Origin of the sequence: Pseudomonas sp., assembly GCF_028293835.1 — a bacterium.
Taxonomy (GTDB): domain Bacteria; phylum Pseudomonadota; class Gammaproteobacteria; order Pseudomonadales; family Pseudomonadaceae; genus Aquipseudomonas.
This window is the reverse complement of record NZ_JAQGNX010000127.1, coordinates 120,706-144,360: the sequence shown is the minus strand read 5'-3', so window position 1 is coordinate 144,360 and position 23,655 is coordinate 120,706. Positions and strand designations below refer to the sequence as shown.

Genomic DNA, 23,655 nt, shown 5'->3' with positions numbered 1-23,655 from the left:
CTCCATAAAAATAATCAGGAGTCAGCGATGACTATTCTCAACACAGCAGAGCAGCACGTCGGCGAAATCAGCCGAACGCTGGCGGAATCAACGTTCAAGAAAATAATGTGGCGCTTCATGCCGCTGCTGTTTCTTTGCTACGTCGTCAGTTATCTGGACAGAATCAACGTCGGCTTCGCCAAGCTGACTATGCTCAATGATTTGTCGTTCAGCAACGCGGTGTACGGCCTTGGCGCCGGTATTTTCTTCATTGGTTACTTCTTCGCCGAAGTGCCCAGCAACATGATCTTGCACAGGGTGGGCGCGCGACGCTGGATCGCCCGGATCATGATCACGTGGTCACTGATCTCGGCCGCTACTGCGCTGGTCCATACGCCGATGCAATTCTACATACTGCGTTTTTTTCTGGGGATTGCTGAAGCCGGATTTTTCCCCGGCATCGTGCTCTATCTCACCCTGTGGTTTCCAGCCCATCGTCGTGGAAAAATGGTCGCGTTATTGATGGCAGGAAACCCCGTCTCAGGAATATTGGGTGGCCTGGTATCGGGCTATATCCTGCATGCCATGAACGCCGTACAAGGATTGGCAGGCTGGCAGTGGCTATTCATTATCGAAGCCGCACCTGCACTTCTCCTCGGTATTGTTGTGTTGTTTTTCCTCACCGACAAAGTCACCGACGCTCGGTGGCTGAGCAACGATGAAAGAGCGTTGGTCGCGCAAGAAATAAAGCACGACAACAGCACCAAAACCCACAGTTCCGTACGCCAGGGATTGTTGGGCGGCAAAGTCTGGTTGATGTGCGGGATTCTGTTTTTACTGGTCATGGGCACCAGCACCATCGGGTTCTGGCAGCCAAGTATTATCAGTAACTCGGGTATCGCTGACCCCCGCATGGTGGGGGCCCTTTCGGCAGTGCCTTATCTGGCAGCATTGCTAGGCATGTATCTGGCGGGTAAAAGCTCCGACCGCCATCGTGAACGACGCTGGCACGCAGTCATCCCGCTGCTGGTGGCCGTACCCGGTTTCCTGATCTGCGCATTTTTCCCGTCAACACCGTGGCTAGCCATTACCGGACTGATTATTGCCACCGCAGGGATTATTACTTCCCTGCCAATGTTCTGGGCTTTACCCACTTCTTTTCTGGGCGGCGCAGGTGCGGCGGCCGGCATTGCACTGATCAACTCTACTGGCAACCTGGCGAGCTTCGTTGGCCCGGCTCTACTTGGCGCTTTGAAAGACTTGACGCAATCGATGACCAGCGGCCTGGTGATTGTAGCTGCCTGTGTGTTTGTTTCAGCGATGGCAATATTGCTTTTCGTGCCGGCAAAAATGGTAAATAGATGAATAGCACACCGCCCGCCGCAGAGTGTCCAGCAGCGTTTAAGAGACAGCCCCAACCACCCTTTTAAACGCTACGTAATCCTGTAATATGGCGACCTGCCATATCCTGTCGCTCCCACGCGTGAGCCACGTAAATACCCAACATTTTGCGTGGGCGCATGCGGCGAGCACGGGGGCTTTTGAGTGCAGCCTCGCTCCACGCAAACCAACCTGATTCTGCACTCAAGGCCCACCATGAAATTGTCGCTGGCGGCAAAATTCAACATCGTATTTTTGATCACCTTCGGCGTAGGGTTCGCGTCGGCCACGGCTGTCACCAACTACATGCTTCAAGAAAATGCCCGCCAGGAAACGCTGCAAAATGCCCGCCTGTTGATGCAAGCGGCCATGGCAGCTCGCTCCTACACCACCACCCAGATCGTACCGCTGCTGCAGGAGCGCCTGCAAACGGAGTTCGTGCCGCAATCGGTTCCTTCGTATGCGGCCACCGAGCACCTGGGCCAGTTGCTCGCCTCCTATCCCGAGTTCAGCTACAAAGAAGCTACGCTGAACCCGACCAACCTGCGTGACCGCGCCGCCGATTGGGAGGCCGATCTGATCAACACGCTGCGCGCCAAACCAGGCCTGACGGAGCTGGTGGGCGAGCGCCTGACGTCCACAGGCTCCGCGCTGTATGTCGCGCAACCCATGCAAATCAAAAACGAAGCATGCCTGCAATGCCACAGCACACCGGATGCCGCGCCCAAGACTATGCTGGACATCTACGGACGGGCCAATGGCTTTGGCTGGAAGCACATGGAAATCATTGGCGCCCAAGTAGTCTCGGTGCCCATGGACGTACCACTCCATCGTGCCAACCTGATGCTGCGCAGCTACATGGTGTCGATGCTGGGGATATTCATCTTCCTGTTTATTGCGCTCAACATCATGGTGCACCTGTTCGTGACCCGTCGCATCACACAGATGTCACGACTCGCCGATCAGGTCAGCCTGGGCCAAGTGGATGCCGAGGAACTGGACGTCAAGGGCAACGATGAGCTCTCGGTCCTGGCGCGCTCATTCAGCCGCATGCGCACGAGCCTGGCCAGCGCCATGAAGATGCTTGAGGACTGAATGACTAATCTCATATCTGCCGGTGTACCTAGAGCTGCCATCAATGACTGAATACCTGGGCAAATACCGCATCGACAGTGTTCTCGGCAAAGGCGCCATGGGCGTGGTGTACAAGGCATTCGACCCGTTCATCGAACGCGTCGTGGCGCTCAAGACCATTCGTAAGGAGCTGTTTAGCGACGCCGAGCAAGACGAGATAGTCGGACGTTTCAAAAAAGAGGCCCAGGCCGCCGGGCGCCTGAATCACCCGAATATCGTCGCGGTTTATGATTACGGCGAAGACCCAGATTCGGCTTACATCGCCATGGAATTCGTCGACGGCACGCCGCTCAATACGTTGATGGTCGCCGATCGCCCCACCGCCCCAGCCCGTGTTGCATTGTGGATGGCAGACCTGCTACGGGCGCTGGCCTACGCCCATGAACGCGGCGTGGTACACCGTGACATCAAACCGGCGAATTTGCTGATCACCCATATGGCACAGGTCAAAATCAGTGATTTCGGCATCGCCCGAATCGAATCTTCGACCCTGACCCAGGTTGGCTCGATGATAGGCACGCCGAGCTACATGTCACCCGAGCAGATCCGCGGGGCAACCGTCGATGGCCGCAGCGATCTGTTCTCGGCCGGTATCGTGCTGTACCAGTTGCTGACCGGAGTACGTCCCTTCACGGGATCTACTGCCGTGGTCATGCAGCAGATCCTCAGCCAGGAACCGGCGCCTCCTTCCAGTCTGAACCCAGCACTGAGCCCGGCGTTCGACCGGGTTATGGAAAAGGCTATCGCCAAGGTAGCGGACGATCGATTTGCCTCGGCGCAGGCGTTCCTCCAAGCGCTGGAAACGGCTCAACGGGAGGGTGACTTCGATCCCGACGCCACCACCCTGGCGATTGCCGAACATACCCAAATGGTGGCCCAGGTACGTCTCGACATGGTGGCAGCGACGCCGCCCACCTACTCCGTCGGCACGTCATCGAGCAGCGGCATCGAAACCGTTACGCCCTGGAAACAGGAAGCCTTTGCCGAACTTGAGAGCGTATTGTCACGGCAGATAGGCCCCATCGCTAAACTGCTGCTGAAGAAGACCGCGTCCAAGGCTGAGGGCATCGATGAGCTGTGTGAATCGCTGCTGGCGCATATCCCGTCAGAAGTCGGGCGCGTGCAGTTCCAGAGTGCCGTTGCCGGCATCAAGAAAAAATTGCTCGCCAACGGTACCGCAACCGGCAACCGGCTTCGCAGCCAGGCAATAAGTGGCAGCGGCTTGAACCCGCCGGCCTGGGCGGTAAACCAGGTGCAGGCGCCGGTGATCTTCGACGCCGCTTACGCCGACGCTATGACCCAGCGCCTGACCGTGTTCATCGGACCCATCGCCAAGGTCGTGGTCAAGCGAGCCTTGCGTCAGACCAACGACAAGACAGCCTTTCTCGACCTGTTGGCGGAGCACATCGAGGTGCCAGCCGAGCGCAGCCGCTTCCTCAGCGAAGCCAAAAACGCCTGACGCCTATTGTGCTGGCAAGGCGGAGACCCTCAGGACAGTGAATGCTCCTGGAAACGCAAATCGTCACTCTGGAATTCAAATACGCGGACGGCACGTCCCATTTGCTCTTCTGCAACGAATCGGCTCACAGGGCCGAAAACGGTACGACACTCTTCCCTCGTACACGTTGGCAAATATAGATTCAGGACACGCGGGTCGTAAAAGCGAAAGACAAGTTCGCGGCGGTCTTCCGTCTGGACCCGCAACAATTTTTTGAAGTGCAGCCGCTGCTGATTCAGCGTCACATTGGGCGGCGCAACAATCAGAATGCCCCATGCCTTCCCCCAACCACGGCCAAGCAGCAGGTTGGTCGTCGGCGAACCTGCTGACAAATGCACGAGGTACGGAGCGGCCGCCTGTAAACGTGGATGAAGCCGTCCCGTAAACAGGCACGCATGCTCCAGATTCCCGAACCGTACCAGACCGGCGATGTCTGGATCCCGTGCGCCGTCGAGCAACCAGTACACTTGTGGGCTCTGCAGGTGGTCGCCGTTCGGCCAGAGCAGCTGGGTCAACTGCGCAAGGGTGGGTTCATTCACGACGCGAGTCTCTCCGGGACGGCCCTTGCCTTCGCGGCGCAGGGTTCGCAAAAAGGCGTGCCCAGGCGCGCCGCTTTGATAAGCGTGTCAGCCTGGGCGATCTGATCGGCGTCTTCCGGCCACTCCGACCCAGGCGGTGAGGCTTCTTCCGAAGGGACCAGAACCGGAGCCTGCCTGGCGACGGCGGCCGGTCTGGGGGCAGTTACCGGTTGGCGCATGCCAGGCACCGGCTTGAGGTACGGCACCGGTGCGCTTACTGTTGAAGCGGTCACCGTTGAACCCTCGACCTCTTCATAGACCACTCTCCAGGCGCCGCTGACCAGACGCAAAGCGGCCTCCCTGACAACATGATCGTCGGAATATCGGGTCGCGTTGAAAAGATCCCGGGCCAGCGCATCGCGCAGGCGGATAAGCGCGAACGAATCCGGAAAACACCTGCGGATAAAGCTTTTGGCCTGCCATTCATCACTGATGACGGTGCTAGATTGAGAATCGTCCTGGGCCCCAGGGCACCGGCTCAGAAGTAGATTGCCATCGCTTAGAATATGGAAGCGTCGACTTTGATCGTAAAACACCATGCGCATCGTCTTCCTTGGTGTGGGCTTCACAGGGTCTGCACAGGCTCAAGACCTGTCGCCTGTTCACTCCTTACGGCTACGACCCCGTCGACGCTGGCCGGTCTGTTCGCGTTCTCGCTCACGCTGGCGCAGCACGTCGATCATCACGTTGAAAGTGCGGGACAGTCGGCCGATTTCGTCAATGTGACGACCCGGGCTGACCTCGATCCTGGCCTTTTCGAAATTGCCGTTCTTCAACGCCTCAGTGGCTGTTATCAGACGCAGTACCGGACGAACGACGCCGCGTGCCAGTCCTATAACCAACACCAGGAAAATCAAGCCTACGGCGAGTACGCTGTACAGCACATTGCGCACCAGCCGTCGCAGCGGTGCCTCAAATTGAGCGCGTGATTCGCTCATGGCGACCACCAGCCCGGTGCCTTTGACAGGCGCAAATCCCGCGTATTCATCAAGGCCGCTCAGCGTAGAGTGATAACTGACGTTGCCGACCTTATTGGCACCAATCAGCGCCTGCGCCAACTCAGGCATTTGCAGGTCATCGAAACTGCTTCGCTTGAAACGTTGATCGGCGACGAAGCGCACCAACGTCTCATTGGGCAAGGCGCGCAGCGTGCTATAGAGCCGTTTCTCATCCGGATAAGCGATCAGCACGCCATCGGCGTCGATCATCATCGGAATGCTTTCGTCGCCACCGGCCTGCACTTCATCAAGAACGGCTCTGATCGACGTAGCCTTCAGGCGCAGCACCATCACGCCGACTATGGTGCCATCGGCGTCTCGTACCGGGTTGGAAAAAAACATGCCTGCGGTGCCAGTGGTGGTGCCAAGCACCACGTTTGAGGTGTACGACTCCCCCGCCATCGCCCGTTGGAAATATTCGCGAAAGCCGAAACTCATTCCCGCTACTTCCGGGTCGCTCGACACCGGCACGCTGCCATCGCTGGTCATCAAAAACGCCAACTGCACATCCGGGTTACTGTCGACCAGATTCATCAGGCGTGCCTGGAGCGCGGATCCTTTGTCGGGTGTTGGATCTTTCAGATAGTCAATGAAGCGCACGTCGCTGGCCAGATAAGCGGCGAGGTGACGGCTGTCACCAATCAGTTGCGAGATGCGCCCCGCAGTACTCAGCGCCAGGCTTTCAAGGTTCTGCTGTTCGTTGGCGGTCATCGCCACCCTGGAACCGTGCAGGTTGTAATAGGCGGTGATTGTCATCGGCATCAAGGCCGCCATCATCATTAGCATCGTCATTTTCAGCATCAGCGGCCAGCCGTTGGGATGCAGCACGCGCTGAATCAGACGCCCGGTTCTACGCCAAAAAGACAGCCGCGACGCTGGCGCCCCATAAACACGACTGCTGTGAGAACTGTTGTGCAGTGCCTCTTGCAGGTTGAGCGTGCCGGCATGACCCGCGAATAAGGCGTTGGCAAAATCCTGCACGTTTTGCGGGCGTCTGGCAGCTTCGGGTTGCAGCGCCCAGTCAATGGCAGCCAGGAAAGGAGTTCCATAACGCCCGGCGCCCGCCTCCACGGCAGCGACCATCGTGACTTCGCCAGACAGCCGGGCGGGCGCCGCCTCGGGTTTCTTGCCGGTGATCATCCAATACAAGGTGGCGCCGAAGGCGTAGATATCCGTCCAGGGTCCTTGGGCGCCACCGTTGTATTGTTCAGCGGGTGCATACCCAGGAGTCAGTACATCAGCCACCGCTTGCTCACCACCTGCAGCCAAACGTGCGGCTCCGAAATCCAGCAAAACCAGGCGGCCACCGTCCAGCCCTGCATAAATGTTGTCCGGTTTGATGTCCCGGTGCAGATAACCGGCCTCATGTACCAACGCAAGTCCATCGAGCAAAGGCTGCAACAGCTCTACCAGCCAGGCTTCCCGAGAGGCACGCGACGCCACCCACCAGTGCTTCAGGGAATGCCCCTGCTCGTAATCGAGCACCATATAGGCCGTTCGATACGCCTCGAAAAAACGCACCACACGCACAATGTTCGGGTGTTGAAAGGTCGCCAGGGTACGCGCTTCGATGAGAAAGGCTTCCAGGCCATCCAGATAAAACTCTTCAGCCTCGGCCCAGCGCGCAACCACCGAATAATCAACCGAGCGGCTGGCACAATGGCTCGGCAGGTACTCCTTGATCGCGACTTGTATGTTCAGGTTCACATCGGTGGCGAGGTAAGTAATACCGAAGCTGCCTTGCCCCAGGACCTTGTCGATACGATATTCGAATAAACCGAAACCGGGAGGCAACGCTAACGAGCTCGAAGGACCCACGTAGTGGGGCACGGGCAACGACTCCATCGCAGCTGCTTCCTGAGCCAGCATTCGCAACTGCGAAGGTCCGCGGGAAGACGACGAGGAGTTGGAAAAAGAACCGGTCGACACCTGAGAGTTCGACAGCGACACGGACGCCGAATGGGTGCCGCCATCCATCGCCGGCGCAGGGGCAATCCTCGATGGCGCAGCGCGTTGAGAGGTTGCGGTCGAGCGAGCAACCAATTGTGTCCCGTCCTCTGCGTAGAGGGCTGTGACTAGCGTGGCGTCCTCATCGTGCACGCCTGACACGGGAGCATCGGAGGGTGCGGCCTTGAATAGCCGCTCGAACTCCGCAGGTGTGGCAGGAACGGTCAGGTCCGGGTCGCAAGAGGGGCTCAATGGATGATCGTGACTCATTCGCGGTCCTGACAGTCGTGCATCATGAGTGCGCAGATATTGGCGCGAAAATCCGGACCTCATCCACATGAGAGATGGCGAGCGCAAAGATATCATAACGCCATGGATTTGAACCCATAACGCCCGCTTTTCGCACACTCAATGAATCAGGCGTTCTGTACAAAAACCACAGGATGCAATACGTTGATCGCCATCGGCTCACACGATGAATATCACGCCAGTCGGACACCCAAGGGTTTGATTTTCAAGGAGCAGATACGTTCTTCCTTAGGCACTGTCATCTTATGAGGGCACTTTGAATACTTCGATACCGCTCTCACCCAGCCGCCCGTACCGCATGACGATCGGAACAGCCTTTGGCATCACAGATATCGGCACGGTGCGCAGGAGTAATGAAGACAATTTCCTGATCGACGAAAAGTTGGATCTGGCTATCGTTGCCGACGGCATGGGCGGTCATGCGGCGGGTGAAGTGGCCAGTGCCGGCGCACTGAATGCCGTGCAGCAATTTCTTCGCCGGGCCCGTGCCCATGGCGTTCCTTATGTGGCCGCCGATCACAGTGCGACGATTGACCCTGATGCCACCCGCAGCGCTGATCACGACCAGGACGCTACGGTCTCCGACCTCGGCATCATGGCCGTTTCGCTGATGTTTGACGCCGTCGAATTCGCTAATCAGACGCTCTACGCGCAAAACCTCGCTCATGACCGCGCCGAGGGCGGCATGGGCACGACCCTGACTGGTTTCTGCCGCCCGTTCGCTGACGGCGAGCTGATCTTTTTCCACGTCGGCGATAGTCGATTGTACTGCTTGCGCGATCGCGCCTTAATGCAATTGACCCGCGACCAGACCCTGTATCAACAGGCGCTGGACGCCGGCATCCGAGACAACCTTCCCCCGCGCAACATGCTGCTTCAGGCGCTTGGCCCGACACCGGATGTACTCCCGGAAATCCGCACGTTCAAGCTCCAGCCCAATGACCTGTTGATGCTGTGCAGCGATGGATTGCACGGGGCGGTGTCCCATGCCGAGATTCAGCAAATTCTGGCCACGACCTGCGAAGTCACCCTGGAGCAGGACTGCGCCCGACTGGTTACGCTGTCAAAAAAATACGGTGGGCGCGACAACATCACTGTGTTGCTGATGTTGTGTCACAGCGATCCTGGTTGATCATTGCGCCCCACTGCCCTCCCAACCTCGTGCACGCCACTGACCGTCGAACATCGCCGAGGACGCAGCAATCGCTGGCAGCCCGCGACAATGCAATAGACAGGGCATCACCTGCTCCGAACCATCAGTCCACCACAGACTTTCCCCCGAAAACGCGAGGTCAAGCTGCGCCACTGCCGTGGGCAGCGATTCCAGCCCCGCCAGTGCGAACACCCTGCCCATGGGGAGTTCGCCTTGGGTGATGTCATCCATCGGTGCGGGCTTTGCAGTGGCGGGTGCAGCGATAGCACGCAACGCTGTATCGAACTGTTCCAGCGAAAAGTCTTCGCGCAGCGACCAGAGCGCCAACGCCTCCAATTGACCGAACCAGGGACCTGCCTCAGCCGCCCATTCGCGCAACGGCGCATTGCCGGCCACGCTAGCAACGATGGTCAGTGGAAACTGGCGCCCTACCCGATCCACGCTGGGCATCATCAGTCCCGCCCATGAACGGTCGTCACATACACCGGGAGCCAATGCAAAACGCCAAATCGAGCTGCTCAGGTAGGTGCTCGACCAGCGTGGCCCGAGGTCAGCTCGACTGGCTTGCAATACAGACTGCAACCAGCCGTCCCACCGTGTGACAAAGGCCGGAGGCAAACGGCGAGAAACGAAGTCCCCGTGGCTGGTGACTTTGCCGAAAAAGCCGGCACTTGCATCAGATGGCACGTTCATACTAAAGCGCTACCGGGCAGCGGAACTGCTCCAGTTCCTTGCGTCGAAACGGGTTGATCGCGCTGCTGGCATCCAGTTGGTAGGTCACTTTGTGGCCATCGAGCGTGAAGGTCAGGCGGTAGCGCTCTCCCTGGGCGGTCGGCTGCAACGCGCCCCGATCCATCATGCGAAACCAGGCCCATGGACCCGAAGTGAGTAGCTTGCCACTCAACGCCGGTGTTGCTTCGAACCCCACCTGACCGCTGCCCTTGCCACTGGGCAACAGAATTGATGACGTCTGCGATGCTGTATTGGCAGCGTATTCGACCGGCTGGCCATCAATGTCCAGTTTGACTTGGGTCAGTTCGGGATCAGCGCTGATTGGGGTCAGATCGAAGCGCAACGATGGACGCCCGCCGCCATTGACGAACAGCATGTCGCGCAACTGCGCGCCCAACTGGAACTGCTTAAGCACTTCAGCAGAAATGCCCAGCGGCGCGGAACCCGTGACCCGCCAGCGCCACTGCCCACCACTCATGTCGACATAGGTCGCCAGGTTCCTGGTGAAGAAATCATCCATTACGCCACCCGGACCGAAGAACTTACCGAGATCGTCAGGCGTTACATCCTTGCTGGCGCTGCGCACCAGCGGATAGCGCCCGGCGATGGCCTGCTGGCAAAAGTTGGCTGCGGAGGCAGTCCACAGCGCATTCAGGCGCGCCCGCTCACTGCCAAGCGTAAGCGCCCCGCCAACGCTGTCGATGTTTTGTAGCATGCCGCCCAACGGCTCTGGTTTACCGTCGGCTTCGCGCTTGAGACGGGTCAGTGTGTCACCGGCGGGTGCAGGCATACCGCCACGCCGGGCCGCATCAGCGGCATCGAAATACTGCGAGGCGTCCTTGAGCATGGCCAGCACTTGATCCACCGGGGCCGGGGTCGTAGCACCAGCCGCCCCCACCATCTTGTGCAGCGCGTCGAAGTGCTGGTCAACCGGATTAACGGGCACCTCGGCAGCATTGGCCGATGCATCATTGCTGGAGCCCAGCGCGGCCTCCAACTTCTTGCGCGCCGCATCCAGCTTACTGCGAACCGAGTCGTCCAGGCTTTGACCGGCTGATGGAGATGCCTTCAAACCCTCAAGGGTGGTTTCCCGCGCGGCCGCCTGGAGCAACGTGCGTAACGGGGAATCGACGGCAGCCAGGACATTGGTAATGCGCGCCGCCTGATCCAGACTGGAAAAAGGCACGATCCTTACGTCTGCCAGGAACTGGTCCCATTGGTTGATGTAGTCGCTGTAATACAACTGCTGCACCGACGACTGCAACGACGTGTCACTCGTCGCTGCCGCTGACTCCTGGCGGTCGAGTACCCAACTGTCTTTGGCGATGTCGGCAATCGACGACCCGAGTTGCTGCTCGAACTGGCGCAAGCCCGCCACGCTGTACAAACCTGGGACGCCACGGGTCAGCGGTGCTCCGCTTTGCTGCATCAGCACCGAAGATACGTCACGGCCGACAGCAGCATTGACGCTAAACTCGGGCAACCCGGCCTGCTCAACCTGACGTTTGACGCGGTTGTACACGCGCTGTGGCAACGGCATCATTGCCAGGGTCAGGCGAGTTTGCGCGATCAGGTTGGCGTCCAGTACGGGGGGCGCGGCGCTGTCATCGCCATCGCGCAGCAACGCTGCGGCGTGGTTCAACAATTGCTCACGCTGAGCGTCGTTGGTTTGCGTCAGGCTACGCAACCAGTCAGTTTCCAGCCACACCTGCACCGACTCGGCATCGAAGTGACGGCGGTCCCCCAACATCAAATAGACCCGTAGCGTGGCGTAAAGGAATTCCGGGTTATTGGCATCACCGCGACGCAACGCTTGTTCCAGACGACTGACAATCCGCGGCTGCAAGGTGTCGCGCAACAGGCGCTGATACAAGGCCTGAGCGCCGCTCCCCAACTTGTCATTTTGCGACAGACCAAAGCGGTTCAGGAATGGGATATCGGCCGTGCGCACAGCGTACCCGCCCGGCAAATCCCGGGCGGCATTGAGCAGTGGCAACAGTTCCAGCAAGTTGGCGTCGGACGAGGTGGATTGGGCCAGTTGATCAATCTTCCCGGCCTGGGTCTGGATCGACTCGACGTACCGCTGGTTGCGCAGATAACTGGTGGTAAGAGCCGCCGTCAGCAGCAATAACAACACTGCGACTGCGGCACAACCCAGCCATTGCAGGCGCCGCCGCTGATGCTCGAAGCGCCAGTTGGTGCCCGCGAGTTCGGCCTCCTTGAACACAACCTCGCGCAGCAAAGTGGTGAGGAAATAACTACGGCCACTCCCGGCGTTGGCCGGCAATACTTTGCGATCGAGGCCAAAAGCCCCGGCCAACGAGGCCATCACTCGATCAATCGGGCTGCCTTCCTGCGTACCGCTGGTGAAGTACACGCCACGCAGCAACGCCTGGGATTCGTAACGGGTCGACGCGAAGGCCTCGTTGAGGAAGTCCCCCAGCACTTGCCCAACCCCCGCGAATTGCTGGGGGAAACGATAGAGCAACGCGCGTCGCTGCAGGTCGCGCTCTTGTTGCATGCGTGACAACACACGCACTTGCAACTGGCGCTCAAGCACCTGAAATTGTTCGGGGTAGTTGGCCAACGCCTGATCCACCGTGTCCGTCGGTGAGAGCGGGAAAGTCATGCCCCAAACTTGCGTGCGCTCCTCGCGCCCCATCGGCTCGAAAAACTCGACGAAACCCGCCAGCAAGTCGCATTTTGTGACTACCACATAGATCGGAAAGACGATCCCCAATTGCTCGTGCAGCTCCTTGATCCGGGCCCGGATCGCTTTCGCTTGCAGTTGCCGGCCAGCGGCGCCTTGCTGCAGAAGGTCGGACACGCTGACTGCGACTATCACGCCATTGATCGGGCGACGACGACGGTGCTTTTTCAGCAAGCCGAGGAAACCGGTCCAGGCAGCATTGTCCACCTCGGCGTGGCTGTCCTGGGTGGTATAGCGGCCGGCGGTATCAAGCAACACGGCCTCATCGGTGAACCACCAATCACAATTGCGGGTACCGCCAACGCCGCCGATGGCCTGCGGGCCCAATGCGTCGGCCACCGGAAATTTAAGACCTGAATGCACCAGCGCAGTGGTCTTGCCACTGCCCGGAGCGCCGACAAACATGTACCAGGGCAATTGATAGAGGTATTGCCCGCCCAGGCGTTTGCCGCTGTTGCTCTTGCGTAACACCGCCAGAGCCTCTTGCATGCGCTTGGCCAACACCGTCGATTCCAGTGCCGACTCGTGTGCAGGCGTGTCGGCACCGCCCAGCGAAACCATCAAGCGTCGATTGGCCAGCCAACCCGCGACATATTTGAACAGGAAATAGCCAGCCCACAGCAGCACGAAAAACAGGATGAAGTACCAGCGGGTGCTTGTCGCGGCGAACGGCTCTTGACCGTTGAAAGCCAGCAGCGGCCCTTCAAACCAGAGCAGCAACGACAGCAGGGACACGCCCAGCAGCGACAAGACCCAGGGTTTGAGCAATCCCACAAACAAACGCTTCATAGACATCCGCCGTAACGGCCAAAAGAAAAACCACGCGAGCCTGCAATCATTGAGGCAGCGCCGGGGTCAACACGATAATTTGCACACGACGGTTGCGGCTGCGATTAGCGGATGTGTCGTTGTTCACAACGGGTTCCGTATCGCCGCGTCCTTCGGCGCTGTAGCGATCAGCCGGCCCCGCCTGTTGCGCCAGGCGCTGCAGGACGCTTTGAGCGCGAGCCTTGGACAGGTCGTAATTGGACGGGTAGCGTGCCGATAGCCCGGGCTTGCTGTTATCGGTATGACCAATCACCAGTACCTTTCCCGGTATCGGCTTCAGTGCCTCACCAATGCGGGTCAGTAGCGTCTGAAACGCCGGGGTCAATTCGGCTTTGCCGGCGCCAAACATGCCCTCACCGATCAGCGTGATCACTGAACGGTCCGCGCTCTCGGTCACGGTCACTTTGCCGGCAGCGATTTCAGGAGCAAGAAACCCCGCCACGCGCACCGACGACGCTGGGATCGGTGCAGGTGGCTGGGCTGGCTCAGGGTCGGCCGGTGTCTGTACCGGCCGCGCGGCATGCACCTGATGCAAGCTGGCGTAGACCGGGTCTGACGCGTTGTTCAGGACGATCCCATAGCCAATCTGCAACGCCACCAACACCACACCGGCCGCCGTCGCCAACACCCACAGAGGAACGCGGCGCAACGATGACTGAGGCAGCACCGAACCGCCTCGCCAATTCGGCGACAGCTCGGCTTCGAACGTACCTCGTTGCTGGGCGATCAGCTGCTGCAAACGCTCGCGCAAGGCGGTCAGTTGCTCCTGGCCGCGGTCGACCAAGCGGTAGCGCCCTTCCATGCCCAGTGCCAGGCAGAGGTACATCAACTCGATGAGGTTCAGGTTGCTGCGCAGGTCCTGAGTCAGGCGTTGCAGGATCAAAAAGAATTTTTCGCCGCCCGACGCTTCGTTATGGAACGCGACCAATAGTCCACGACTACCCCATACGCCACTGCCCCACGCTGTGCTGGCGATGGTTTCGTCGAGTACGGTACAGAGCGCGTAACGTGCAGCGGCAATGGACTCCGAATCGACACCCGCCGCTCGTGCTTCGCTTTCAAAGGTCTGGACCGCTCGCGCCAGGCGCTGGCGTAATTCCTCGATATCCGGCGGCTGGGTGGTGGTGCGCAGCGGTACGACCAGGTCGAGCAACGGATTGGCGGCACGCACCAGGGGATTCAGGCCCTGGCCGGGCACCGCCATGGCAGACGCCGCGAGTGACAGCGTCTCGGCTTGCCCAGGCTCCGTCGGCCTGGATGCCGGCGCGCGACGTCCACCCGGCGTCGGGACCATCATGGTTGCATCCGGGTCCTGAGCAGGACCGAATGGTTCGTTTGTGCTCACCGCGATCTACCTTCTGATGGCCCAGAACTGCATTTGCAATCCAGGAAATTCGCCCGCCACATGCAACGCAAAACCCGCGGAGTTACTCAGGGCTTGCCAGTATTCGCTGCCACGGTCCAGCTCGAAATAGGTGAAGCCGGCATAAAACGGCAACTGCCGCGGTGCCACGGGCAGCGGACGCAGGCCGATTCCCGGCAACTGCAGATTGACCAGGTCCCGAATCTGCTCGACCGAACCGATCTTGACGTGAGATGGGAACACCGAGCGCAGCGTTTCTGGCAACATCTGCGCATTCACCGCCAGCACAAAGGTGGCCGAGCGCAGCAGTTCCTTGTCGGCCAACACCGCAACGTGGATGCCGAACTGCCGTTCTTCCAGCGCAATCGCAACCACCTGGCTGTCCATCACCGTCGATAACGACTGGCGCAGATCGCCAATCAGCGGTGCGAAGCTCTCGGCCAACTGGTCATGGCGGTACAGTGGGTAAACTGCCGCACGTTTGCTGGCGGCGGTAAAGGTCGCCAACTCGCCGGCCAGCTCGAGCATTGCCCGGTACAAGGTTTCCGGGTGCACCCCGGTGGCGCCGGACAAGTGAGCGAACAACGGCTCGGCGCGATTTAACAGTTGTAGCAATAAAAAGTCAGCAATCTCGGCAGCACCATTGGCCCCGGGCTGAGACAGCCGCGACGCCAATGCTTCGCCGCGCTGATGCAGCAGCCCCACCAGTTCATCGGCAAACGCCGCCAACCGCGGCGCAGTGCGGAAATCCAGGCACGGTGCGCAGTAATCCGGGTCGAGCACTACCCGGTTATCGGCGCGACGTTCGATGATCCGAGCAATACCCAGCGTGGTATAGGCGTTGGCAACTTCACTTTCCAATGCCAGGCGCAGGCGCAATTTCCCGACCTGCATCAGCGCGCTGTTGTCCAGACCGTTACTGTCCCACACTTCGTAATCGTCGGTGCTGTGCCGGGCGAAGTTATCCAGGCCACTCTGATTACCAACCTCGGCCACGCCATGGCGCCGCAGCGGCAATGCCAGCACCACCAGCAGGTTGCGGGCATCGGCGGGGATGTCCAGCGGCAGCGGCAAATCATCGTCGGAGGGCAAGTTTGCAGGCGTGCCATCGGGCAACACCAGGTTGCAGGCCTGGAGGGCGAGCTTGCCCAGGGCTAATTGCTGTTCGTCGATCTTCAGGCTGGAAAAGCCCCAGGCATAAGGACGCAACGCCGCGACCCGTGCTTCCAGCTGACTTTGCCAGTAGCGATCATGTTGCTGCAAATGCTGGGGCTGTAACAACATGCCCTCTGACCAGACAACTTTATTCTTCCACGCCATGATGCCTTGACCCCAATAAATAGTGTTGTGACCAACTGCGGGTTATTTGCCGCCCCGGCGCAGCCGATCGACCTGCTCTTCATAAGCGGCCGAAAATTTGTCACCGAACAAGCCCTGCACATCATCGACTTCGCTGGTTACTTCGGCGTAAACCTCCACCAACTGGTCCCACATTTTGGCCTTGCGCGACGTACCGCCGCCCATCTTGTCCATCATGCCCGCCGCCGGAGTGCGTTGTTCGATCCGGCTCGGGTCAAAGCGCAGCAGCAACGATTCCAGCGCCGCCCGCATGCCGGCGATAACAGACAATTCGTGTGCTTTCAGATCATCGAAGGCACTGCCCATGGCCTGCACCGACGGCATATAACCGGCCATGGTGTTGGTTAGCAGTTGAGTCATTGCGCTGTCGACGTTGGGGAAGAATTTCAGCGGATTGTTTGAGCGCACGGCCATCATGGTCATGTCTATGCGGCTTTCTTTCTTGGTCAATGCCCGTGCCATCAGCACATCCATGGTGCCGGCCGTAGCCTCACGGAGCATTGCGCCCACGTTCTCGGCCAGCTCTGCGCCGGAGCGATCAAGCTTGAGATCAGGCAGACCGAGGCCCCGCAGCAACGCCTGGAGAATCTCACTCTCAGTGGCGGGCGAAGCCATCGAAGACTGCGGACTGGCGTAAGGCGCAGTGTCAGGCATGGCAACCGGTTGCAGCAGGTTGGCAGTTGCTGGCGGTGGGCTGGTCATCAAGACAGGGGCAGCCGGCAGTAATGTCTCGAGCGGTGACGGCACTGTTGCCGCCGGACGCGGAGCGAAATCGGCCAACGGATCATAGTCATCCGGAATCGCCATGCGACCGGCCAGTGTAGGCGCCACCGGCGGCAAGGCGAACGATGCACGTTCAGGTGAAACATGATCACTGTCGGTGGCGCTGAAGGCTCGGGGAGGATTCAGATCATGCAGACCAAAATCCGGCACGTGGGGGGCTTGGGAAGTCGCGGTACCGAACAGGTTCAAGCCCAGCGGATCGTCCTGCTGGATCGAAAACCCGGTACCGAGGTCGAGGATTCGGGCACCGGCCAGCGCGTCCGGCAAGGCAGGTTGAGCCGCGAGCACCGGCGCCACGCGTTGCGCCAAGGGCTGCAGAACCTCGGGAATGACCAGCGGCGGCGGCTCGAACAGCGGCAAGGCCGGGTTGTTAATCGGTGCCGGCGCGATCACCGGAATGACGATCTGTTCTTCCTCAAGCCTGGCTTCAAGCTGGTAATCACCGATCACGATCCGATCACCATCGCCCAGCAAGATCTCCCTGCCCTGCCCCAGCGGTCGATCGTTGACAATGCTTGGGTTGCTGCCCACATCCGCCAGGAAAAAACAGCCGTCGCGAAACGCCACCTTGGCATGGGTGCGGGATATGTATTTGCCCGGATCTTCCAACACCAGATCGTTATCAGATGAGCGACCCAATGTGCCGCCGATTGCAGAATAGCGAGCCGCTGCCAGAGTAGACGCTGGCTGGTTACGGTAAGTGTGTACGCGCAGGATTAGCAGCATGGGATTATCGACATGTATTGGACGGTAGCCATGGCGTAGCCAAGGCGTCTCGACGAAGTGGGAGGCACCGCCTTGATGCGCCCTTCATGGCGTCGAGACGGTGGCGGCACAGCGGCAGGATCGACGTTAAGGGACACCATCATAAGTGTGCTCAATGGCATTCCCCTACATATAAATGACCGCACTCGCAGCGTACGACCCAGAGAATGGCCGGCATCAGTTGATCTCCACTATTGCGCCCGCCTCAATCTTGATATTGGCGTCTGCCGCAATCTCGATCGCGACCGATTTCACGGTAATTTTCGCCGGCTCGATCTTGATGCTACTGCCGCCTACCTTAAACTCGATGGAGGTGGTGGCCTCAATGACGATGGTTTTGTTGACCGTGATCTTTTGGTCTCCAGTGACCTGAAGTGTGTCGTTGTTCTTGACCACCCGACTGAAGTCTTTCTCGGCATGCATGAACACCTCTTCCTCACCCTTCTTGTCCTCGAAGCGCCATTCATTGAAGCCCCCACCGCCCTTCGACGAATTGGACATCACGCCCGACTGAGTCTGCGCAGCCGGCAATGCATAGGGTGGCAACGCATCGCTGTTGTAGACACAGCCAGTAATCAGCGGACGGTCCGGGTCACCTTCAAGGAAGCTGACGATCACTTCCATGCCGACTCGGGGAATGAACATTGCCCCCCAACCCTTTCCCGCCCAGCTTTGCGAGACCCGCACCCAGCAAGAGCTTTTTTCGTCGTCCTTGCCTTGGCGATCCCAGTGAAACTGCACTTTTACTCGGCCAAATTTGTCGGTCCAGATTTCCTCACCGGCCTTGCCGACGACTATCGCCGTTTGCGGTCCCTGTACGATGGGCTTGGCAATGGTCGGCAATGGCCGGTACGCATGATCGTCACCGATGGCGGTGAAGGTGCATTCGACCGCGAGCCGGGCATTGCCACTGCCGCTGCGGTAGTCAGTACCACGGATCCGATAATGGGCGCTGGTAATCAGGTAACTGCGGTTCTGATCGTCTCGTGGATGTTCGACCAAGGTGAACAGCCCGCCTGGATACAGGCCACGGGCATTGGTACTGGCGTCGATCCGCTCGCACTGGCCGTGCAAGCGTTCGATACGGGCACGGGCCAGTGCATTACCCTCGGTGGCCGTGGTGTATTTGCCCGGGTAATCGAACATTTCGTAGGCTGACTGGCCAAACGCCGCAGGAATTCTCGCCGTCGACAGCAAGCCGCCATTGGAACTGGACGATGCTTTCTCAAAGTCAAAATCGTTCAACACATAGCTACTGGACTGAATCTCGCCAGCGGCCGTCCAGGAGGCCACGCTTTCTTCCACTCGGGTGTCGAGAGACTGACCCATGGAAAACTTGAGATTGCCGTAACCCGCAATCGGCGAGTGCGCACTGTAGGAATCGGCAAGCACCATGGTGTGCTTGTCCATGGCGTGAGTGAAGAAGAAATAGATGCCAGCTTCTTCGAGCAAGCGACAGACGAAATCGAAATCAGTCTCGCGGTACTGCACGCAATACGGCAACTGCGCATACGAACCGCTGAGCGAGTTCACCATCAGCGTCACCATGCCCCCGTACATGCCGTCGTCACAGACCGACTTGACGATGTCGACTACGGTCATGTCCTGGAATATCCGGCAGTTCGAGGCGCGGGTCAGCAGCCATAACCATGGGTGCAGAATCGCCTCGTAGGTCGCAAAATCACCTCGCCACCCGGTGCAGCTAAAGCGCGTGACCACACCATTGAAGTGGCGTACGCCCTCGTCGCTCACATCGAGGCTGACGGTCATTGTCTTGCCCAGGACGTCCGCAATTTTCAAGTCGCTGCTGGCACTCAATAACTGCACACGGTACTCGGATAGACGCCCCAACTGCTCGGCACCGTCCATTGAGCTGAACAGCAACACATCGGTACCCAATGCGGTTTTGATGGAGACTTCGCGATTGGCTTGGGTGGCGGGCATAAATTCTCTGATCGTCTGTCGGTGAAGTGAAGTCGCTGGATATTGCAGTGCGCTACGGGATCATGGTCTTGACCGTGGCCGACGTGCTGAACTCAATGATGCCGCCCCAGTTACACAGGCATTTGGACACGTTGTCCAACGCCGGCATCTTGGCGATCAAGACCGTCGCCGCACCCGGCACCCAAGGTGCGCTGGTGGCCGGCAAGCACGGCATCGGTGTCAACGCTCCCAGAGCGGCCGCCGTCGCAGCGGCCACCATGGGATTGCCCATCGAGTTGCACATGCCGAAGGGCAGGATATTCACCAACGGTATGTGATCCATGATGTTCGCGGCGGGCGGCCCTTCAGCCAATACCCGGTTTTTCGGCAAAACCACCAGCGCAGAGGGCGCAACGCCGAACGAGCATTTCATCAACGCGCCCATGGACACCTGCTTAGGCATTGAGCTTTCTCCAGGTTTACCGGTTGAAGGCGGCCATGATGGGCTGGCAACCATCAGGGTGCAGCAGCACTTTCAGCGACGTCGGGTATTTATCCGGGTTGTCCGCTGGCGCCGAGAGGTTCTTCAGTTCGTTACAGAACAACGCGACCATGGCTTGAGCACGGCGGCAGCCGTCTTCGACAATCATCAACTCAGTACCCGGCAGCCTTCTACTCGGATCCCAGTACGGCAGCGCGTTGATAATCAACGATTTGGCCATGTGCGTACGCTCGACGCTACGGGTGCCCTTGATGGCTCGCATCACAAAGTTACCCATGGTGCCGACGATATAGAACGGCGCCCCGACGACGGTGGCCATGACGGCCACTTTCATTGCCTTCAAATCCATTTGATGGCGGTAGTAAGCCTCAATTTGGGTGCAGGATGGATACGTGGTCGCATCCCGTTGTACGTACCTGAACTTCAGTTTGGTCTTGTCTGGAGTCCAATCGGTTTCAATGGCTTTTTTGCGTAGGTGGCAGGTGCACGGATAAAGCACTGCGCTTTTACTGGCCGCTACCTTGGGGTTTGAAAAGGTTTCAAGCTCTTCCAGCTTGCCCATGATGCCGTAGACCTCAAACGCCGCTACCCAGGGCTTTATCGCCCAGCCGATGGGGGTAAAGGTGCTGCCGATACCACCGATGGCGGCAATGGCCGGAATCCCCGTGGCAACCTTGATCCCGCCGACGCCAGCCGCAACCCCCGAACCGGCTTTAAGACCTGCATCCACGGTGGCAATACCACCACGTTTGACTTTCTGGTACCACTTGTAGTGCTTGTCTTTTACCTCTAGTTCAGCATGCGCATTGAGCATGATTGAGCTTATCAGATCGCGTATTGCCGCATTGAAATCGACCATCGCCATGCTATTTTCCCTGTTTGAGGTCCGGTCCGTCGCCGCGGTTGCATCAACTGCGCGGCGACCTCCGAGTGACTGTAAAAACCGTTCGTTATCCGCTAGGGACAATCGTCGGCATTAATCAAAGCTGTACGTGAATTCACCGTCGCTCACGCTGACTTGCACCCGGGAAATGCTGGCGCCGTCCATCATTCGCACCAGGAACTCCCGGGAAATATCCGGGAGCATGGTATTGGTCAGGATCGCATCGATCATCCGGCCGCCCGACTCGCCTTCCGTGCAACGCGACACCACCAACTTCACAACGTCTTCGCTGTAGTCAAACGGGATCTTGTAGCGGCCTTCGACGCGTTTCTTGATGCGGTTGAGTTGCAGCTTGACGATTTTGCCCAGCATCTCGTCCGACAACGGGTAGTACGGAATCGCAACCAAGCGCCCCAGCAGGGCCGGTGGAAACACTTTGAGCAACGGGCCGCGCAGAGCCTTGGCCATGCCCTCGGGGTCGGGCATTAGGTCGGGGTCCTTGCACAGGCCGGCAATAAGGTCGGTCCCGGCGTTGGAAGTCAGGATGATCAAGGTGTTCTTGAAGTCGATGAAGCGGCCTTCACCGTCCTCCATCGAGCCTTTGTCGAACACCTGGAAGAACATCTCATGGACGTCCGGGTGTGCCTTCTCGACCTCGTCGAGCAACACCACCGAATAGGGTTTGCGTCGCACCGCCTCGGTCAGCACACCACCTTCGCCGTAGCCCACATAACCAGGCGGTGCACCTTTAAGCGACGATACGCTGTGCGCTTCCTGATACTCGCTCATGTTGATGGTGATCAGGTTCTGCTCGCCGCCGTACAGGGCTTCGGCCAGGGCCAGTGCCGTTTCGGTTTTACCCACACCAGAGGTGCCTGCGAGCATGAATACGCCAATCGGCTTGTTCGGATTGTCCAGGCCTGCGCGTGAGGTCTGGATACGCTTGGCGATCATCTCCATCGCGTGGTCTTGGCCAATCACCCGCTGACTCAGCACAGAAGCCACCTTAAGGATGGTTTCCATTTCGTTCTTGGCCATGCGGCCCACGGGGATGCCTGTCCAGTCACCGACCACGGCCGCCACGGCCTGATAATCTACAGTCGGCAAAATCAGCGGGGTTTCCCCCTGCAGATCACTGAGTTTGCTTTGCACCGCCTTGAGTTGCTCCATCAGATCAGCGCGCTGTTCTACCGTCATGGCAGTAGCAGGCACTTCAGAAATGGCTGCAGCTTCCAGGGAACTGCCGGTGCCCTCCACCGGTTGCGCACCGTCGCGCAGTTGAGCACGCAACGACAGCAACTCATCAACCAGCAGCCGCTCGTCATTCCAGCGGGCTTCGAGCCCCGCCAATCGTGTGCGCTCTTGATCCAGCAGCACAGTGGCCTCGGTCGCACGCTTGCCGATATCTATACCAATCGCGCTTTCGCGGCCAATGATGTTGAGCTCGGTTTCCAGCGCCTCTATCCGCTTACGGCTATCGTCGACTTCAGCCGGGGTCGCATGCAGACTGACAGCCACGCGAGCGCAGGCGGTATCGATCAGGCTCACGGATTTATCTGGCAACTGCCGCGCAGGGATGTAGCGGTGCGACAACTTGACCGCTGCTTCCAGCGCTTCATCGAGGATCTGCACCTTGTGGTGTTTTTCCATGGTCGATGCGACACCGCGCATCATCAGGATCGCGCGTTCTTCACTTGGCTCATCGACCTGGATGGTTTGGAAACGTCGGGTCAGTGCCGGATCTTTTTCGATGTACTTCTTGTACTCGGCGAACGTCGTGGCACCAATAGTACGCAACGTGCCGCGAGCCAAGGCTGGTTTGAGCAGGTTTGCGGCATCGCCGGTACCGGCTGCGCCCCCCGCCCCGACCAGGGTGTGGGTTTCGTCAATGAACAGAATGATCGGCCTGGTACTGGCTTGCACCTCGTCGATGACCGAGCGCAGGCGCTGCTCAAACTCGCCTTTCATGCTCGCGCCTGCCTGCAACAGGCCGACGTCGAGGGTTAACAGTTGCACATCCTTGAGGCTCGGAGGCACGTCTCCACGGGCGATGCGCTGGGCGAACCCTTCAACCACAGCGGTCTTGCCGACACCCGCCTCGCCGACCATGATCGGGTTGTTCTGGCGGCGACGCATCAGGATGTCGACCATCTGCCGGATCTCGTCGTCCCGACCAACGATCGGGTCCATCTTGCCGGCTCGGGCCTGCTCGGTCAGGTCCACGGTGAATTTTTTGAGGGCTTCCTGCTTGCCCATCGCCGCCGGAGCAATGGCACCGCTGGCCTCACCCGGTGCAGCGCCGCCACCGCTGAAACCGTCGGTGGCGACCATATTCGCCTCGGGTGATGCGTTCAACAGGCTGGCGAAGTTGTCGCCCAGGTGCTCGACCTTGATCTTCTCGAACTGCTTCGACATGCCCACCAGCACATTGCGCAAGCCCTTGGTCTTGAGCATGCCGATGATCAGATGACCCGAACGGATTTGCGATTCGCCAAACATCAGCGTGCCATAGACCCAGGCGCGTTCTACCGACTCTTCCAATTGCGACGACAGGTCGGTGACCGATGTCGAGCCGCGGGGCAGTCGATCAAGCGCCGCCATCAGATCACCGGCCAGGATCGCCGGGTCCAGTTCGTATTGCTTGATGATCCTAACCAGATCGGAATCTTGCAGTTGCAGAATCTGATGCACCCAATGCACCAGTTCAACGTAAGGATTACCACGCAACTTGCAAAACACGGTGCTGCTTTCAATCGCCCTATAGCACAGGCTATTAAGCTTTCCGAACAATGCAACACGACTGATATCGGCCATGATTTTCCTTGAGAGTT

General features: G+C 59.1%; 16 protein-coding genes. 4 read left to right on the top strand and 12 right to left on the bottom strand.

Annotated elements, in window-relative coordinates:
• Positions 1 to 27: 27 nt before the first annotated feature.
• From JWR17_RS18185 to JWR17_RS18175, 3 genes are all read left to right on the top strand, one after another.
• The gene (locus tag JWR17_RS18185; RefSeq protein ID WP_299833356.1) at positions 28 to 1,344 is read left to right on the top strand and encodes an MFS transporter; all 1,317 of its coding nucleotides are present in this window, start codon (positions 28 to 30) and stop codon (positions 1,342 to 1,344) included.
• Positions 1,345 to 1,575: 231 nt separating this feature from the next.
• The gene (locus tag JWR17_RS18180) at positions 1,576 to 2,454 is read left to right on the top strand and encodes a DUF3365 domain-containing protein (RefSeq protein WP_299833354.1); all 879 of its coding nucleotides are present in this window, start codon (positions 1,576 to 1,578) and stop codon (positions 2,452 to 2,454) included.
• A gap of 43 nt (positions 2,455 to 2,497) precedes the next feature.
• A complete protein-coding gene (locus JWR17_RS18175) occupies positions 2,498 to 3,952 on the top strand; it encodes a serine/threonine-protein kinase (protein WP_299833352.1) in 1,455 nt (484 codons plus the stop codon).
• 29 nt (positions 3,953 to 3,981) lie between these two features.
• On the opposite strand, the gene JWR17_RS18170 is transcribed toward JWR17_RS18175, so the two are convergent.
• The 3 genes from JWR17_RS18170 to JWR17_RS18160 are packed head-to-tail and all read right to left on the bottom strand — an operon-like array spanning position 3,982 to position 7,784.
• Positions 3,982 to 4,530 carry a DUF4123 domain-containing protein gene (locus JWR17_RS18170; RefSeq protein ID WP_299833350.1) on the bottom strand — a complete coding sequence of 183 codons (549 nt, stop codon included), beginning with the start codon at positions 4,528 to 4,530 and terminating at the stop codon, positions 3,982 to 3,984.
• Entirely contained in the window at positions 4,527 to 5,114 is a 588-nt protein-coding gene (locus JWR17_RS18165) for a hypothetical protein (RefSeq protein ID WP_299833348.1), read from the bottom strand. The genes JWR17_RS18170 and JWR17_RS18165 overlap by 4 nt, the downstream gene beginning before the upstream one ends.
• 57 nt (positions 5,115 to 5,171) lie before the next feature.
• Positions 5,172 to 7,784: a cache domain-containing protein gene (locus tag JWR17_RS18160; RefSeq protein WP_299833347.1), complete on the bottom strand. Its 2,613-nt coding sequence runs from the start codon at positions 7,782 to 7,784 to the stop codon at positions 5,172 to 5,174.
• A gap of 295 nt (positions 7,785 to 8,079) precedes the next feature.
• Here JWR17_RS18160 and JWR17_RS18155 point away from each other — a divergent pair, with 295 nt between their 5' ends.
• The gene (locus JWR17_RS18155; protein ID WP_299833345.1) at positions 8,080 to 8,955 is read left to right on the top strand and encodes a protein phosphatase 2C domain-containing protein; all 876 of its coding nucleotides are present in this window, start codon (positions 8,080 to 8,082) and stop codon (positions 8,953 to 8,955) included.
• Here the strand turns inward: JWR17_RS18155 and tagF are convergent, their stop codons facing one another.
• The 9 genes from tagF to tssH form a co-directional block, all read right to left on the bottom strand.
• Positions 8,956 to 9,669 (bottom strand): type VI secretion system-associated protein TagF, encoded by a 714-nt coding sequence (gene tagF / locus JWR17_RS18150; protein WP_299833343.1) that lies wholly within the window; start codon positions 9,667 to 9,669, stop codon positions 8,956 to 8,958. It abuts the gene before it with no gap.
• A gap of 1 nt (position 9,670) precedes the next feature.
• On the bottom strand, positions 9,671 to 13,207 hold the full coding sequence (tssM, locus tag JWR17_RS18145) for a type VI secretion system membrane subunit TssM (RefSeq protein WP_299833341.1): 3,537 nt from the start codon (positions 13,205 to 13,207) through the stop codon (positions 9,671 to 9,673).
• 46 nt (positions 13,208 to 13,253) lie between these two features.
• Entirely contained in the window at positions 13,254 to 14,591 is a 1,338-nt protein-coding gene (gene icmH / locus JWR17_RS18140; protein ID WP_299833340.1) for a type IVB secretion system protein IcmH/DotU, read from the bottom strand.
• A 6-nt stretch (positions 14,592 to 14,597) separates the two neighbouring features.
• Entirely contained in the window at positions 14,598 to 15,929 is a 1,332-nt protein-coding gene (tssK, locus tag JWR17_RS18135; RefSeq protein WP_299833339.1) for a type VI secretion system baseplate subunit TssK, read from the bottom strand.
• Between the two features lie 42 nt (positions 15,930 to 15,971).
• Positions 15,972 to 17,477 carry a type VI secretion system-associated FHA domain protein TagH gene (tagH, locus tag JWR17_RS18130; protein WP_299833338.1) on the bottom strand — a complete coding sequence of 502 codons (1,506 nt, stop codon included), beginning with the start codon at positions 17,475 to 17,477 and terminating at the stop codon, positions 15,972 to 15,974.
• Between the two features lie 216 nt (positions 17,478 to 17,693).
• Positions 17,694 to 19,460, bottom strand: a complete 1,767-nt coding sequence (gene tssI / locus JWR17_RS18125; RefSeq protein ID WP_299833337.1) for a type VI secretion system Vgr family protein — start codon at positions 19,458 to 19,460, stop codon at positions 17,694 to 17,696.
• A 52-nt stretch (positions 19,461 to 19,512) separates the two neighbouring features.
• A complete protein-coding gene (locus tag JWR17_RS18120) occupies positions 19,513 to 19,902 on the bottom strand; it encodes a DUF4280 domain-containing protein (RefSeq protein ID WP_299833336.1) in 390 nt (129 codons plus the stop codon).
• Positions 19,903 to 19,918: 16 nt separating this feature from the next.
• Complete coding sequence (locus JWR17_RS18115) at positions 19,919 to 20,806, bottom strand: hypothetical protein (protein WP_299833335.1); 888 nt, start codon at positions 20,804 to 20,806, stop codon at positions 19,919 to 19,921.
• A gap of 111 nt (positions 20,807 to 20,917) precedes the next feature.
• Positions 20,918 to 23,638, bottom strand: a complete 2,721-nt coding sequence (gene tssH / locus JWR17_RS18110) for a type VI secretion system ATPase TssH (RefSeq protein WP_299833334.1) — start codon at positions 23,636 to 23,638, stop codon at positions 20,918 to 20,920.
• Between the last annotated feature and the right edge of the window lie 17 nt (positions 23,639 to 23,655).